Source organism: Microtetraspora malaysiensis, assembly GCF_050947145.1.
Taxonomy (GTDB): Bacteria; Actinomycetota; Actinomycetes; order Streptosporangiales; family Streptosporangiaceae; genus Microtetraspora_A; species Microtetraspora_A malaysiensis.
In genome coordinates this window covers 5,664,324-5,679,286 of the sequence record NZ_CP191998.1, presented here as the reverse complement: position 1 = coordinate 5,679,286, position 14,963 = coordinate 5,664,324, and the positions used below count along the sequence as shown (strand labels likewise).

The 14,963-nt window shown below is 67.2% G+C and carries 13 protein-coding genes; 5 read left to right on the top strand and 8 right to left on the bottom strand.

Annotated elements, in window-relative coordinates; translation table 11 throughout:
- Positions 1-26: 26 nt before the first annotated feature.
- The 3 genes from ACQP1V_RS26810 to ACQP1V_RS26800 are packed head-to-tail and all read right to left on the bottom strand — an operon-like array spanning position 27 to position 2,570.
- Complete coding sequence (locus ACQP1V_RS26810) at positions 27-923, bottom strand: hypothetical protein (RefSeq protein WP_433412811.1); 897 nt, start codon at positions 921-923, stop codon at positions 27-29.
- Positions 920-1,960 (bottom strand): CU044_5270 family protein, encoded by a 1,041-nt coding sequence (locus tag ACQP1V_RS26805; protein WP_433412809.1) that lies wholly within the window; start codon positions 1,958-1,960, stop codon positions 920-922. Before ACQP1V_RS26805 ends, ACQP1V_RS26810 begins: the two co-directional genes overlap by 4 nt.
- Complete coding sequence (locus ACQP1V_RS26800) at positions 1,953-2,570, bottom strand: RNA polymerase sigma factor (protein ID WP_433412807.1); 618 nt, start codon at positions 2,568-2,570, stop codon at positions 1,953-1,955. The genes ACQP1V_RS26805 and ACQP1V_RS26800 overlap by 8 nt, the downstream gene beginning before the upstream one ends.
- A gap of 270 nt (positions 2,571-2,840) precedes the next feature.
- Between ACQP1V_RS26800 and ACQP1V_RS26795 the strand changes: the two genes are divergently transcribed.
- Both ACQP1V_RS26795 and ACQP1V_RS26790 read left to right on the top strand, forming a co-directional pair.
- Positions 2,841-3,563, top strand: coding sequence for a DUF6461 domain-containing protein (locus ACQP1V_RS26795; RefSeq protein ID WP_433412805.1), 723 nt, complete (start codon positions 2,841-2,843; stop codon positions 3,561-3,563).
- Between the two features lie 378 nt (positions 3,564-3,941).
- A complete protein-coding gene (locus ACQP1V_RS26790; protein WP_433412803.1) occupies positions 3,942-6,323 on the top strand; it encodes a 5'-nucleotidase C-terminal domain-containing protein in 2,382 nt (793 codons plus the stop codon).
- Positions 6,324-6,466: 143 nt separating this feature from the next.
- Here the strand turns inward: ACQP1V_RS26790 and ACQP1V_RS26785 are convergent, their stop codons facing one another.
- From ACQP1V_RS26785 to ACQP1V_RS26775, 3 genes are all read right to left on the bottom strand, one after another.
- A complete protein-coding gene (locus tag ACQP1V_RS26785) occupies positions 6,467-7,438 on the bottom strand; it encodes a 1-aminocyclopropane-1-carboxylate deaminase/D-cysteine desulfhydrase (RefSeq protein WP_433412801.1) in 972 nt (323 codons plus the stop codon).
- A complete protein-coding gene (locus ACQP1V_RS26780; RefSeq protein ID WP_433412799.1) occupies positions 7,435-8,730 on the bottom strand; it encodes a D-arabinono-1,4-lactone oxidase in 1,296 nt (431 codons plus the stop codon). The genes ACQP1V_RS26785 and ACQP1V_RS26780 overlap by 4 nt, the downstream gene beginning before the upstream one ends.
- Before the next feature lie 123 nt (positions 8,731-8,853).
- Positions 8,854-9,831 carry a LysR substrate-binding domain-containing protein gene (locus ACQP1V_RS26775; protein ID WP_433412797.1) on the bottom strand — a complete coding sequence of 326 codons (978 nt, stop codon included), beginning with the start codon at positions 9,829-9,831 and terminating at the stop codon, positions 8,854-8,856.
- Between the two features lie 173 nt (positions 9,832-10,004).
- Here ACQP1V_RS26775 and ACQP1V_RS26770 point away from each other — a divergent pair, with 173 nt between their 5' ends.
- Positions 10,005-10,280, top strand: coding sequence for a transposase family protein (locus ACQP1V_RS26770; RefSeq protein WP_433412795.1), 276 nt, complete (start codon positions 10,005-10,007; stop codon positions 10,278-10,280).
- On the opposite strand, the gene ACQP1V_RS26765 is transcribed toward ACQP1V_RS26770, so the two are convergent.
- Both ACQP1V_RS26765 and ACQP1V_RS26760 read right to left on the bottom strand, forming a co-directional pair.
- A protein-coding gene (locus tag ACQP1V_RS26765; RefSeq protein ID WP_433412153.1) for an IS3 family transposase occupies positions 10,255-11,441 on the bottom strand; the annotation gives its coding sequence in 2 pieces (ribosomal slippage) (positions 10,255-11,169 and positions 11,172-11,441; 1,185 coding nt in all). The two genes, ACQP1V_RS26770 and ACQP1V_RS26765, sit on opposite strands and share 26 nt — an antisense overlap.
- Before the next feature lie 36 nt (positions 11,442-11,477).
- Positions 11,478-13,283, bottom strand: a complete 1,806-nt coding sequence (locus ACQP1V_RS26760; protein ID WP_433412793.1) for a BTAD domain-containing putative transcriptional regulator — start codon at positions 13,281-13,283, stop codon at positions 11,478-11,480.
- Positions 13,284-13,363: 80 nt separating this feature from the next.
- Here ACQP1V_RS26760 and ACQP1V_RS26755 point away from each other — a divergent pair, with 80 nt between their 5' ends.
- Both ACQP1V_RS26755 and ACQP1V_RS26750 read left to right on the top strand, forming a co-directional pair.
- Entirely contained in the window at positions 13,364-13,744 is a 381-nt protein-coding gene (locus tag ACQP1V_RS26755; protein WP_433412791.1) for a hypothetical protein, read from the top strand.
- A protein-coding gene (locus ACQP1V_RS26750; protein WP_433412153.1) for an IS3 family transposase occupies positions 13,716-14,902 on the top strand; the annotation gives its coding sequence in 2 pieces (ribosomal slippage) (positions 13,716-13,985 and positions 13,988-14,902; 1,185 coding nt in all). The genes ACQP1V_RS26755 and ACQP1V_RS26750 overlap by 29 nt, the downstream gene beginning before the upstream one ends.
- The last annotated feature ends 61 nt before the right edge of the window (positions 14,903-14,963 follow it).

Sequence of the window (14,963 nt, the reverse complement as noted above, 5' to 3'; positions counted from 1 at the left end):
CATCAGGGCTGCGGCGAAGGCTCAGGTCAGCTCACGCCTGGAACGGCGGGCTTGTCGTTCGTCCAACCGGCCTTGAACGTCTGCACGCCGGACGTGCCGAGCATCGGCTTTCCGCCATCCTTCAGGTCGGTGTATTCGGCCAACAGCGTCATGGCCGTGGTGTCCACAAGGAGCTGCTGTTTGAGCACCGACCCCTGGCTGGACGAGACGGGCAGGGCGAGTTTCTGGCCGGAGCGGCCCAGCGGGTCCTTGCTCCGGCCGAGGTCGCTGACGCCCTTGGTGGTCTTGAGGACCTGGTAGGCGGCGGCCCTGACCTTGTCGGGCACCGGGTTCACGTACAGCAGCTCGCTCGCCCCCCTGGCCACGTACCGGTCGAGGTCGACCAGCCAGTCCTCCTTCTTGGACTTCGGGCTGGTGGTCTTGGCCTCCTCCGCGGCCTCGTCGATCCAGGCGTTGATGTCCGCGAGGAGGTGCTTCCTGAGCGCCTCGGTATCCGTGGGCAGCGACTGGAGCTGCTGGTAGGTCACGTACTTCTCACCCAAGTAGAGGAACCCGTCAGGCTTCTTGGTCACCCCGATGGTGCCCTTGCCCGGCTTGACGGACAGGCGGATCTTCATGCCTTCCGTGCGGTAGGCCCAGGTGGTCGGAGATCCGTCGGCGCGCCAGGCCGCCTCGTCCTTCTTGGTCGCGGGCTTGGCTCCCAGCTCACGGAAGCCGAACCAGCTCCTGCCCTCTGGCGACAGCCACTCGGTCTCGACGCTGCGCTGGGTCAGGTAGTAGCCGCTGCCGACGGCGTGGTCATGCGTCCTGGTGAAGGTCGTCTCGACCCGCCAGTACGCCGCCTTCGGCGCGTCGGCGGACGCCGGAACAGCGGCCACATCAGCGAACAGCAGCCCAGCGGCAACGGCAAGAGTGAATCTCATTTCGTCTCCTTCAACGGGTTGTCGTCCGCCCAGCGGCTGTCCTGAATCGCGGTGTACGTCAGGAGCAGGCCGTCCGCGACGGAACGGGTTTCGATGGAAAGCGGTCTGCCGGAGGCGGGGTCGATCACCAGCCGGGTCCTGGTCGCCCCCGCGTAGTTCGGCGGGGCGAACTCCCCGGACTCGTACTCGACCGCCTGCCCGGCACGGCCCAGCGCGTCGGTCACCTGCCCGACGGCGGCGACCCCGGGCATGGAAGCGAGCAGCCGGTACGCGGCGGCCCTGGTCTCGCTCGTCACCGGCGCGAAGAACAGCAGCCGCGCCGCGGCATCGATGGTCGCACGGTCATCGGCGCCGAAGAACGCCTTCAGCCCCTCGGGGGTGTCGGGCACCTCGCTCATCTTGGTCAGCGGCTTGCCCGCCAGGAGGATGCGGAAGTCCCAGTCCTCGGTCGACCAGGTCCGCTGCTCACCGGGTTCGGAGCGCACGACATCGAAGCGGCCGGCTTCCGAGCGCTTGTCGTATGTCCAGGACGTCGGTGAGCCGTCGGCGCGCCAGGCCGCCTCGTCCTGGGGCGTCGCGGGCTTGATCCCCTGAGGGGTCTCGCGGTACCAGGTGCGCCCTTCGGGGTCCACGGGGATCCAGGTCTCAATCGACTCGCTCTCACGCAGGACGTACCGTCCGCCGGGCTCGTGGAACTGCCGGCCGCGGACCTCCGTGCTGCCCCACCACGCGCCTTCGTCGGGCATGGCAGCCACCGAGGCGGCCGCGACCAGTAGGAACCGCTTGCCGTCCGCCTGGGCGGCCGCGCCATGAGGGGCGGGCACGCCGGCGGGCGCGATGTGCGCGACGACGATCGCCGCCGCCGCGGCGGCCCCGGCCAGGCCGAGCGCCAGCGCACTCCACCTGGCGCCCCTGCGGCCACGCCGTACCCGCTCCTGGGCGAAGGCGGCGGCCAGCCGTTCGCGCCCGGCCCGCTCGACCTCGGGCGACAACGGCGGTGTGGGCAGCAGGTCCCGCACCGCCCGGTAGTCATCCATCAGAGCCTCCAAGCAATGGATTGACGCCGCCCAGGGCGGCACGAAGCTTCCTGCGCACCCGGGACAGGCGGGATCCGACGGTGCCGTACGGGATGTCGAGCGCCTGGGCCACCTCTTGATGGCTCAGCTCGCCCAGTGCGCTCAGCAGCAGCACGTCCCTGTCGCCGTCGGACAGCGCGCGCAGTTCGGCCGCGAGCCGCCCCTGTGTGCTCACGGCGTCCACGCGGGTGACCACGCGATCCTCGTGGCCGTGCTCCCGGTCGTCGTCCGCGCCGGCGTTGCGCTGCAGCGCCGCCAGCCGCCGGGCTTCGGCGCGCCGGTGTAGCGCGATCATGTTGCCGGCGAAGCCGTACAGCCAGGGACGGACCGAGCCACGCCGGGGATCGAACGTCTCGCGTTTCCTGAACGCGGCCAGGAACACCTCGGCCGTGAGATCGTCCGCGGCCTGCCGGTCGAGTCGCCTGCCCAGGTAGGCGTGGATCTCGCTCACGTGCCGGTCGTAGATCTCACCGAACCGTTCGGGTGTCCGGCGCGACAGCTCCACCAGAGCCTCGTCGCTGATCATCTCCCGTGGATCGGCGAGATCCATAGCCGTCGAATTGGCAGTCACATCCCCTACTCATCCGATGAGGCGTTCTGCTTTCACGCCCCGTGAAAGCCGTCGGTTTTTCCGGCGGAGTACAGGTGATCCGCCATTCGCGTCGGACCACAGGGCTACCGGCTGGAAGAGGATGGGTCCATGCGGACGGCTTCGTCGCGCCCGGACGTGAGGTCGAGGCGGTCCACATCAGCGAGCGATCACTAGTAGGTTCCGATCATGTCAGACGCCGGATTCATCCAGCTCCGTGTCACCCAACGTGTGTTCGGACGTGACATCAGCGTGGCGATCCGGGAGTGGGCGAAGGCCAACGGATACCCGGTCAGTGAGCGGGGCCGGGTCGCTGACAAGCTCGTCGACGCCTTCTTTACCGCCAACCCGGAAGCGGACGAGCAGGTTGAGAAGATCGAGCTGGTACGTGCCACGGCCCGTACGCCTGGTGTCTCGCCGGAGGACTATGCGTGGCAGGACGAGGGTCCGCTGGGACCGATCTACACCATTGTCTTCGTCAGGGGAGTCGATGAGCATGAGGCGCTCGGCCGCCTTGGTGCCGCTCCTGAGAACATCCGCGTGATCGACGGGGACGAGCACTCCGATGCCCACACTGAGATCGTCACCGCGCATCGGGCGGGGGACTGGGCCATCTTGATCGAGAACTGTGGCTGGCGTGGCGTACGACGCGACGTCATCGGCGAACTGTCCCGTGATGGCGGCGAGGCCCTCGGGGTGATGCGACATGATTATGCGGCCCGGCATGATTTCGCCTACGGCCTCGACGGCGAACTCGTCACCGGCCTCGATCCCTCATCTCCGGGTAGGCGGTGGGGGACCAGCCCCGACCGGCTCAACCAGCATCTTCGCGAGCTCGGCATCGATCCGGCCGCCGACGACTGGATCGACAACCCCATCCCGGCCGTCCTTGCGCTCGCCGGTCGGATCTCCGGTGTCGTGATCACGCCCGAGCTTGCCGAGCGTCCCGTTCTCGGTGCCGCGATTCCCCGTTGACGTCGGCTCTGCCCCTCCGTGGACAGCGGCGGGACCGTATCAGCGGGGAAACGGCACCCGCGCCGGCGGCCGCTGGTCGGTGGCGGACCGGCTGGTCTGGAGTGGCCGGCCTGCTCCGCTGGGCGCCCCTTGAGCGATTCGTCGTGCAGCCGTTCCTTCGCCACCTGCAGGTCGGCACCACCGGCGAGTAGCCAGGAGGTGTGGGCGTGGTGTAAATCGTGCATCTTGCCCTTGAACTCCAGGACCGCCAACTGGCCCTTTTGCCGCCGCTTGGCAATGCTATGCCTTATGTTTGCGTTTGCTAGATCTGTCCAAACTCACGGGGGACCCCGTACGCGCCTGCGGAGGCGTCTGGCTCCGTTGGTCGCCATAGCCACGATGGCGGGGGGCCTGGTCGGCGCCCCGGCGGCCTTCGCCGATGACTCTGTCGAGATCGACATCCTTGGGATCAACGACTTCCATGGCCGGCTGGAGGCGAACGGTCAGGAAGCGGGAGCCGCGGCGCTGGCGACCGCGGTCAAGCAGATGAGGGCGGACAACCCCAATACCGTCTTCGCCGCGGCGGGGGACCTGATCGGTGCTTCGACGTTCACCTCGTTCATCCAGCAGGACAACCCGACCATCGACGCGCTCAACGCGGCCGGGCTCGAGGTCAGCGCGGTCGGCAACCACGAGTTCGACCGGGGCTACGACGACCTGATGAACCGGGTCATCCCGCGGGCCACATGGGAATACATCGGCGCCAATGTCAGGGTCAAGAAGGAGCTCCAGGACAAGTACAAGGAGCTCACCGAGTCCTGGGTCAAGGAGGTCGACGGGGTCAAGGTCGGCTTCGTCGGCGCGGTGACCGAGCACCTCGACGAACTCGTCACCCCCGCGGGCATCTCCATGCTCGACATCCTGGACATCCCGAGCGCGGTCAACCAGGTCGCCGACGAGCTGAAGGCCAAGGAGGGGGCCGACATCGTCGTGCTGCTCGTCCACGAAGGTGCCTCCACCACGCAATACGGGTCGGCAACCGACCCGACGAGCGACTTCGGCAAGATCGTGAACGGGCTCGACAAGAACTTCGACGCGATCATCTCCGGCCACACCCACCTGGCGTACGCCCACAAGATCCCGGTCAAGGAGTGGCAGGACGAGAAGCGCCCGGTGACCGTGCGCCCGGTCGTGTCGGCGGGCCAGTACGGCTACAACCTCAACAAGATCACGTTCACGTACGACAAGACCAAGAAGCAGGCGGTCAACGTCGACTCGAAGATCGTCCCGCTGACCGAGAAGCAGGCGGACGGCTCGTGGAAGCCCCTCTACGGCCCGGACCCGACGGCCAAGGGAATCGTGGATGGCGCTGTCGAGGTGGCGAAGAGGGAGGGCGCGCGCAAGCTCGGTGAGATCACCGCGGACTTCAACCGGGCCCGCCAGTCCAACGGCACGACCGAGAACCGCGGCGGTGAGTCGACCCTGGGCAACGTCGTCGCCGACGCGCAACTCGCGGGTGCTCGCACCACCGACCCATCCACTGAGATCGCTTTCATGAACCCCGGCGGGCTCCGTACGGACATGAAGTACCGGGCCGCAGGCAAGGTCGACGGCACCGTCACCTACAAGGAGGCGGCCGAGGTCCAGCCGTTCGCCAACACCCTGGTCACGATGACTCTGACCGGTGAGCAGATCGCCCGGGTGCTCGAGGAGCAGTGGCAGCCCGAGGGGGCCAGCCGGCCGTTCCTCAAGCTCGGCGTGTCCAAGGGACTCTTCTACACCTACGACCCGACCGCGCCCAAGGGCCGGCACATCACCTCGGTCACCCTCGGCGGGAAGCCGCTGGACCCGGCCAAGTCCTACCGCGTGGTCGTGAACTCGTTCCTCGCCTCGGGAGGGGACAACTTCAGCACCCTGAGCGAAGGGGCGGACATGCGGGACACCGGCCAGGTCGACCTTCAGTCCATGGTCGCCTACCTGGGCGAGAAGTCCCCTGTCGCTCCGGATTACGCGCAGCGCGCGGTCGGTGTGCGGTTCGACGCGCCGAAGGATGGCTTCAAGGCGGGAGACACGGTGACGGTCGACCTGTCGTCGCTGGTGTTCAGCAGCAACGAGCCGAAGGATGAGAAGGTCACGGCTACGTTCGCCGGCCAAGGGGTCGGTACGTTCGCGGTCGACGCCACGGCCGGCGCGAACACCGACAACACCGACGAGGCCGGCCGTGCGACCGTCGGGTTCGCGGTGCCCGCTGACACGGCGCAAGGGGGCGCGACGAGCGCGGACCTCGTCATCACCGGCGAGACGACCGGCACGGCAGTCACCGTAGGGATCCCGCTGGCCGCTGACACCGGGCCCGCGTGCACGGTCACGATCACCGGCCGCCACGCCGGACCCCTCAAGGTGAGTTCCGGCGCCACCTGCCTGGACGGAGCAGTAGTCTCCGGGCCGGTCACGGTGCAGAAGGGTGCGAGCCTCTACGCGACCGGCGCCAATGTCAGCGGGCCGATCAGCGCCTCGCAGGCCGCCGGTGTCTCGCTGACCCAGACGACTGTCAGTGGTCCGGTGACGGTCAACGACGCCACCGACAAGCTCACCATCCTGGACTCCACGGTGAGCGGTCCGGTCAGCTTGACCGACAACCGGGTGACCGACGCACCGGTCGTGTCCGGTAACCGGATCAGCGGGAAGTTGAGCTGCAGCGGAAACTCCCCGGCGCCGACGAATAACGGCAAGGTCAACACCGTGTCCGGTCCCAAGACCGGCCAGTGCAAGGGGCTTTGACCCGCTGATGCGGTAGTCCAAGTCGGATCAGGGGCGGTGGCGCGGACAACGGTCTGCGCCGCCGCCCCTCGCCGGTGGACCGGAGGGGGTGAGAAGCTCTCTCGCTGTGAGCGCGGTGGCCGACCGTCCGGTGATGCGCATGACTACTCTCTCGGGCCGTAGGTGTTCAGGAACAGCACCGGGCCGTCCAGGTCGGCCGCCAGCGCTGCCGCGAACGCCTTGGCGGTGTACACGGATTCCAGCCGCAATCCGGCGGACGCGGCAACCCGTGCCGCGGCGGCGGCTTCGGGCGTGGGGTGACCGTAACCGCGGCCCAAGTATTCACGGGTGGTCGTGAGCCGTAGAGGCGGCACGTCGAATTCCGCTCCGCGTTCCCGCAAGACGGTCGCGGTCCGGTCGGCGAGCCGGACGAGATCACGCACACCGAGCGGCAGCGTGTCATTGACCACCACTCCCAGCACCTGCGATTGCAGCCCGGCCAGCGCACAACCCAGCGCGAGTCCCGCAACGGTCCCGCCCGAGCCGACGGCCGTAACGATGTGCCGGGGCTGCGGCAGTTCACCCGCCGCCACCTGCGCGGCGAGCTCCAGCCCCGTCTCGACATAGCCGAGCACACCGATCGGCGCTGAGCCGCCTGCGGGCAGGTAGTACGGCAGCTTCAATCCACGCGTGTGGCGCAGCAGCAACCACGGTGCGGCGGCGATCGTCAGCGGTTTGCTGTGGGTGAAGTGCATGGTCGCGCCGGATTGCCGCAATCTGCGCAGCTGCTCGCGGACATGGTCGTCCTCGGGCTGATCGATCAGTGCCAGGACGGTGTCGATGCCGAGGTCGCGCGCATACACCGCCGCCGCCAGGCCCCAGTTTGTCCCGGTCGCGCCGACGGTGAAGATCGTGCTCGCCCCGCGCCGGCGCACCTCGGGCAGCAGCCATTCCAGCTTGCGTACCTTGTTGCCGCCCCAGCCGCCGTAGCCGTATCCGCTTTCGTCCTTGCACCACAGGTTGTTTCGCGTGAGCCCGGTGAGCTCCCGCACCGGTGTCGGGCCGTCGCCGAGCCGGGCGAACGGCAGCGTTCGCTCGAGCGCGGGAAATCGCCTGTGCAACAGTGCAGTGCTCATACCGTGCCCAGAACTCGATCGACATAGGAGTTCGCGAACTGCCGGTCGGGGTCGAGTCGTTTGCGCACGATCGCGAAGCTGTCCCATTCGGGGTAGCGTGGACGCAGCGTTTCCGGGGTCTGGAAGTGTTGCTTGCCCCAATGTGGCCGACCGCCGAAGGAATCGAAGATCGCTTCGGCTGCACGGAAATACAGCTCAGATGCAAGCTTGTGGTACTGGTGCAGCGCGATATAGCAGGTGTCGCGCCCGGCGGCCGGTGACAGATAGGCGTCGTCGGCGGCGACCCACCGAACCTCGATCGGGAAGGTCACATTGAATTCGGGACGCCCCGCCAGTTCACGAACCGCACGGACCGCTTCGGCGGTGTGCTCGCGCGGGATGGCGTATTCCATCTCGACGAACCGGACCCGCAACGGTGTCGCGAAGATTCTGTCGGAGCGGTCGATTCGGTGCGAGTAACCCGCGAGGTGGGAGCCCAGGCGCTGCAGCGGCGAATTCACCCGCGGAGCGACCCGGGCAAGTTCGCACGCCGCGTGTAACAGATGGTTCTGCACGAGCTCGTCCTCCACCCACTCGCGGGCACGCGAGATCGGCTGTGGCGCGAGGTCGACCCGATTGCGCGCGGATGTCATCGCCAGCGGGCTGTGCGCGAAGGTGAACAGCTGGAAGTGCTCATTGGCCGCGAGCAGTTCGTCGAGATCGACGAGTACGTCCTCGACTGCCATCGGGCGATCGACTGCTTCGAGCGTGAACGCGGGTACCGCCTGGATTGTGACCGCGGTGACGATACCGAGGGCGCCGATGCTTACCCGCGCGGCACGCCAGACATCCGGATCCTGTTCGGCGTTCACCTCGATCGTCGCGCCGTTCGCCGTGACGAGTTCCATCGACACCAGACAGGCCGAGAGGTTCTGCAGGCGTGCGCCGGTCCCGTGTGTACCTGTGGCGGTAGCGCCCGCGATCGACTGCGCGTCGATATCGCCGAGGTTCGGGAAGGCCAAACCGTTCTCGGCCATCACCCGATTCAGTTCACGCAGAGTTATCCCGGCCTCGACCCGGATCCGGTGTGTGGCGTGGTCGATGTCCAGCACACGGTTGCAATGCCGCAGCGAGAGCAGCATGCCGTCGGTGGCGACCGCATCGGTGAACGAATGCGATGCTCCCGCGACACGGACCACATGATTCGCCACCGACGCCTGCTCGACAGCCTGCGCCACTTCGGTTCTCGTCGGAGGGCTGGCCATGACCGCTGGTCGGCACGTCTGGTTGCCTGCCCAGTTACGCCACACCATGCGAGGCTCCGATCCGGTCAAGCTCAATCGGGTAGGCGGACATTGTGTGGACGATCAATTTGTGCATGGGCCGACTGTAAGAACCTGGGCACCGCCGGCGGAAACACTCAATCTGCGCGGGATTCACCGACTTGGGTTGTGAATCACGCCGGGCACCGGCGGTACCGTCCGGTCGCTCATGTCCGGATGCTCCAGCGCGTACACGGCCTCGGGGTTTGCGTCGCGGACAGAGTGGGCGACAGCGGCGAACGAGCTGATCAAATCGGTTTCTTGATCGGCGCGCCAGCCGACCGCGAGCTCGCTGCCGCGAGCGCCGGCAAGCGGCACCAGTGTCACGCCCACCAACGGCACAAGCCGTGCTGACGCGACGGTAACGACACACCCCATGCCTGCTCCGACGCACTGCAATTCCTCGAGCACCGACGATGCCCTGCCTACGAAGTTCGCGGGCTTCCCGTCTCGATGCTCGGCCAGCGACCAAAAGTCGATCCATGCCTGGTCGTCGCAGAAGTGCCCGACGATCGGCTCGTCGACCAGCTCGGCCGCCGCTATCACGCTGCACGCAGCGAGCCGGTGCGAAGCCGGCAACATCACCACGCGCGGCTCGACGAGCAGTGTTTCGCTGCGCAGCCAGTCCCCACCGTCAATCGGCAACCGCAGGTAGGCGACATCGACCGAACCATCAGCGAGCCCTGCGGACGGGTCGGCGTAGCTGTACACCTTGACATCGACCTGCACGCCTGGATGACGCGCCCGGAACTCGGAAAGAATCGACTCGGTGAGAGTCAGCGCCCCGCCCTCGCCGGTACCGATCGTCAGCACACCCGATTCGTTGGCCTCGATCCGCCGCGCGGTGCGGACGGAACGGTCGAGAGCGACCGGCACCGAACGAGCCTCACTGAGGAACGCCGCGCCAGCGGAGGTGAGCTCGACCCTCCGAGTCGTCCGCCGAAACAGCGTCACACCGACAGCTTTCTCCAGCTGCCTGATCTGAGTGCTCAGCGCCTGCTGCGCAATGTGCAGCCGCGCAGCGGCGCGAGTGAAGTTCAGCTCCTCGGCGACAGCGACGAAGTACCGCAATTGCCTGGTATTCACATCCACCCACGCGATCGTAGCTTTCTACAACCTGCATCGGTCAATCGACGGATACCTGGCACATCTCGCTGGTCAGGGAACGACGCACAACGGGAAGCCCGCGCCGACGGGACTGTAAAAACAACGGCTCTGTCGCAGATTCGGTGGTGACGGAGCGCCCCGGCACGTAACGGTAAGCCGTGCATGATCTCGACGAGCTTGTGAATGTAGTGTTCTCCGGGTTATCGCCACTGGTCGTGGAGGACGTGGCGGACGAGGGCGAGTGGATCCAGGTGCGGGCGCGGACCCCGGACCGGCCGGTCGCCTGTCCGGGCTGCGGCGCTGAGACGGCGCGCGTGCACGGCGAGCGGAGCGTTGCCGATGTCCTGGTCGATGCACGCCGTGTGCTGGTGGTGGTTGGGCTTCCCCCCGGGGCGTGGACACCCGGTTTCATGCAGCCAGTTCGGCCACTCTAACAAGCCGATCTTCATAGACGGCCGGGGGTAGGTTCCCGGTCGCCGAGTGCCTTCTCCGGTGGTTGTACCAGGCGATCCAGCGGAAGATCTCGGTACGGGCCTCTACCTCGCTCGACCAGCGGCGCCTGCCCCGGCCGTGCAGCAGTTCACGCTTGAGCGTGGCGTTGAATGCCTCCGCCAGGGCGTTGTCCAGGCACGTCCCGGTCCTGCCCACCGATCGGCGGATCTCGTACTTCTCACACAACTTCGCGAACTCGGCCGAGGTGTACTGACAGCCGCGGTCACCATGAAAGATCACCCCGTCGACCTGGCCGCCTCGCGCTCCGACCGCCGCCGTCAACGCGTCGCTGACCAGCTCGGTCCGCAGATGGTCGGCGATCGACCAGCCGACCAGCCGCCGCGACCCAATATCGATCACCGTCGCGAGATACAGCCACGCGTCACCGACCGGCAGATAGGTGATGTCCCCGCACCACCTCCGGTTGACCTCACCGGCCGTGAAGTCGCGTTTGAGCAGGTCAGGGACCGGCGGAGCGAGCTCGTCAGGGATCGTGGTCCGCCTGCCCTTACGCAGATGCAGCCCGACGATGCCGTTCACGCGCATCAACCGGGCCACCCGCTTGGCGTTGACGCGCTCACCGTCATCACGCAGGTCCGCCGTGATCCGCGGGGAGCCGTTCGTCCCACCCGAGGCGCCATGAAAGCGCCGGATCTTCTCCACGATCCGCTCGTCCTCAACGACACGCGCCGCTCGGGCCGGCTCCCGCCCCAGCCAGGCATAGAAGGCGCTACGCGCCACGTTCAGCACCCGGCACAGCCGCTTGACCCCGTAGACGAGGCGGTGGACGGAGATGAACTGCAAGCGGCCGATCAACGATCCATCTCCTTCGCAAAATACGCGGCTGCCTTGCGGAGGATCTCCTTTTCGATCTCCAGCTCGGCCACCCGCTTACGCAGCCGCGCCAGTTCCTCGCGTTCACTGCGGGCCAGCCCGACTCCGGCATCGGACTCTTGCTGTTCGGCCTCGCGCACCCACACGCGCAGGGTCTCGCGGTTCATCCCCAGTTCCCGCGCGACATCCGCGCAGGTCCGGCGCGACTCGCGGACCAGCTTTACCGCGTCCTTCTTGAACTCATCGCCGTACTTCGACGGACGTGCCACCCGACAGTCTCCCCTTCATGGAACGAGGTCCAATTGTCAGGGGTGTCCACGCCGAAGGGGGAACCTCAGGGCGCTTTGGGGTTCTTGGGCGGCTGCGGTGGCCAGGGCGTGTTCACGCAGCAGGTCGTGAAAGGTGTAGCGGCCGGGCTGGTACTGGGCCAGGACGTGGGCATCCAGAAGGTCTTCCAGGAGCATCTCGGCCCGCTCGAGCGGAAGATGGGCCAGCGCGGCGGCCGCGTCGGGACCGATGTCACGGCCCGGCTGCAGCCCCAGAAGCCGGAACATGCGTTGCTGGTCGGGATCCAACTGCTGATAGGACAGGGTGAACGCGGCTGCTACACCTCTTTCCGAGGTGGCCAGCTCGGAAAGCCTGCGGCGTTGGTTGCGGAGCCGGTCGGCCAGATATTCGACGGTCCAGCGGGGGCGATGGTGCAGGCGGGCGGCGGCGATGCGGACGGCCAGGGGCAGGAAACCGCACAACTGCAGCACGTCGAGGACCGCAACCGGTTCGGCGGCCGCTCGCTCGCCCACGATCGCCGTGAACAACTCCACGGCGTCCGCGGCAGGCAGCACATCCAGGGACAGGGCGTGCGCCCCGTCCAAGTCGGTCAACCGTCGGCGACTGGTGATCAGGATGAGTGCGCTGGAGGTGCCGGTCAGCAACGGCCGCACATGATCGGCGCCGAGGGCGTTGTCCAGCACGGCCAGCACTCGACGGCCGGACAGTTCAGACCGCCACACCGCGGCGCGATCGGCGACCGACGCTGGGATGCGTTCCGCGGGCACGCCGAGTTGGCCCAGGAGGACCTCCAGCGCGGAGCCGGCATTGAGCGGCGCCTGACCGGCAGCGTGCGCCTGCAGATCGACGAAGAGTTGCCCATCAGGGAAGTGGTCCGCGAGAAGGTGTCCTGCATGGACCGCGAGTGCCGTTTTGCCGATCCCGGCCATCCCGTCGATCGCCGAGATCGTCACAACTCCACCGTTGCCGCTCGTCCACGAGCGGGAGAGCCTGTCGAGCTCGCCTTCTCGTCCAGTGAAATCCGGGACGTCGTAGGGCAGGAAGTTCACCCGCTGTGACTTCGTCGGCGCGGCGGCCGGCACCCGCAGGCCGGGGTCGTCACGCAGGATGGCCTGTTCGAGCTTGCTGAACGCGTGGCCGGGGTCCAGCCCCTGCTGTTCGGCAAGGGCCTCCCGGAACGTTCTTGCCACGTGCAACGCGTCGGGTTGGCGTCCAGCGCGGTGCAGGGCGAGCATCAGCTGGCCGCAGAGCCGTTCCCGCAGCGGATTGGCCGCCACGTGGACGGTCAGTTCGTCGATGAGGTCGTCCTGGTGGCCCAGTGACAGCTCTAATTCGGCCAGGCGTTCAATGGCGGTCAGTCGCTTCCCGTTCAGTCGTGCCCTAGCACCATGGACGTAATCGGCGGTGATATCGGCCAATGGCTCTCCCCGCCACAGCGCAAGAGCGGCACGGATCTGGTCCGCGGTGTCCTGCGGGTCGCTGGAGGTGGCCTGTGCCTTGGCGATCAGGTTGGTGAACTCGTCCAGATCAAGTTGGCCGGGCGCGGGGGTGATCATGTACCCGGCCGGATGAGTGGCCAGCATCTGGTCGGCTCCCGAAGCGCGCAGTATCCGGCGGATCGCGGCGATCGTGGTTTGGATCTGCGCGCGGGCGGAATCCGGCGGCAGCGGCCCCCACATCGCGTCAATCAGCCGGTCCGTACTGATCACGACCCCGGCGTGCAGCAACAGATAGGCGAGCACCGCCCGATGCCGGGGTGCCAGCCTGGGCGGCTGGCGACCCGGTGCCACGGCCTCCACCGGGCCGAGGACCGTGAACCGCATGCCGTCACTCCTAAGGCCGCCAGCGCTTGCATCGAGAACGCATCGGAAATCTATCAAGGCCTAACTGCAGGATTGCCGGCATGCACATCGTTGATCCGGAGATCGCCACCGGTGAAGCCGCACAACTGTTCACCGCCACGCACCATGCCCTCGGGGTCATCCCCAACCTGGCCAAGGTGATGGCTAACAATCTGGCCGTGTTAAAGGGGTACCTGGGCGTCGTCGGCATCCTGGGTGCGGAGGGAACCCTGTCGGCGGACGTGCTCGAGCGCATCGCTTTGCTGGTGGCGCAGGAGAACGAGTCTGACTACTGCCTGTCGGTGCACTCGTTCCGCGGAACCAAGGTGGCCGGGCTGACCGTGGTTGAGGTTCCCCCTTCGGCGTGGACACCCCTGACAATTGGACCTCGTTCCATGAAGGGGAGACTGTCGGGTGGCACGTCCGTCGAAGTACGGCGATGAGTTCAAGAAGGACGCGGTAAAGCTGGTCCGCGAGTCGCGCCGGACCTGCGCGGATGTCGCGCGGGAACTGGGGATGAACCGCGAGACCCTGCGCGTGTGGGTGCGTGAGGCCGAACAGCAGGAGTCCGATGCCGGAGTCGGGCTGGCCCGCAGTGAACGCGAGGAACTGGCGCGGCTGCGTAAGCGGGTGGCCGAGCTGGAGATCGAAAAGGAGATCCTCCGCAAGGCAGCCGCGTATTTTGCGAAGGAGATGGATCGTTGATCGGCCGCTTGCAGTTCATCTCCGTCCACCGCCTCGTCTACGGGGTCAAGCGGCTGTGCCGGGTGCTGAACGTGGCGCGTAGCGCCTTCTATGCCTGGCTGGGGCGGGAGCCGGCCCGAGCGGCGCGTGTCGTTGAGGACGAGCGGATCGTGGAGAAGATCCGGCGCTTTCATGGCGCCTCGGGTGGGACGAACGGCTCCCCGCGGATCACGGCGGACCTGCGTGATGACGGTGAGCGCGTCAACGCCAAGCGGGTGGCCCGGTTGATGCGCGTGAACGGCATCGTCGGGCTGCATCTGCGTAAGGGCAGGCGGACCACGATCCCTGACGAGCTCGCTCCGCCGGTCCCTGACCTGCTCAAACGCGACTTCACGGCCGGTGAGGTCAACCGGAGGTGGTGCGGGGACATCACCTATCTGCCGGTCGGTGACGCGTGGCTGTATCTCGCGACGGTGATCGATATCGGGTCACGGCGGCTGGTCGGCTGGTCGATCGCCGACCATCTGCGGACCGAGCTGGTCAGCGACGCGTTGACGGCGGCGGTCGGAGCGCGAGGCGGCCAGGTCGACGGGGTGATCTTTCATGGTGACCGCGGCTGTCAGTACACCTCGGCCGAGTTCGCGAAGTTGTGTGAGAAGTACGAGATCCGCCGATCGGTGGGCAGGACCGGGACGTGCCTGGACAACGCCCTGGCGGAGGCATTCAACGCCACGCTCAAGCGTGAACTGCTGCACGGCCGGGGCAGGCGCCGCTGGTCGAGCGAGGTAGAGGCCCGTACCGAGATCTTCCGCTGGATCGCCTGGTACAACCACCGGAGAAGGCACTCGGCGACCGGGAACCTACCCCCGGCCGTCTATGAAGATCGGCTTGTTAGAGTGGCCGAACTGGCTGCATGAAACCGGGTGTCCACGCCCCGGGGGGAAGCCCAGGTCGAGGCCGGCCGCGCGAGGAGGGGCG

Coding starts and splice junctions, on each gene's coding strand:
- ACQP1V_RS26810 (WP_433412811.1), bottom strand. CDS start 923: ATGAGATTCACTCTTGCCGTTGCCGCTGGGCTGCTGTTCGCTGATGTG.
- ACQP1V_RS26790 (WP_433412803.1), top strand. CDS start 3,942: ATGGCGGGGGGCCTGGTCGGCGCCCCGGCGGCCTTCGCCGATGACTCT.
- ACQP1V_RS26785 (WP_433412801.1), bottom strand. CDS start 7,438: ATGAGCACTGCACTGTTGCACAGGCGATTTCCCGCGCTCGAGCGAACG.
- ACQP1V_RS26805 (WP_433412809.1), bottom strand. CDS start 1,960: ATGGATGACTACCGGGCGGTGCGGGACCTGCTGCCCACACCGCCGTTG.
- ACQP1V_RS26760 (WP_433412793.1), bottom strand. CDS start 13,283: ATGCGGTTCACGGTCCTCGGCCCGGTGGAGGCCGTGGCACCGGGTCGC.
- ACQP1V_RS26755 (WP_433412791.1), top strand. CDS start 13,364: ATGCACATCGTTGATCCGGAGATCGCCACCGGTGAAGCCGCACAACTG.
- ACQP1V_RS26780 (WP_433412799.1), bottom strand. CDS start 8,730: ATGGTGTGGCGTAACTGGGCAGGCAACCAGACGTGCCGACCAGCGGTC.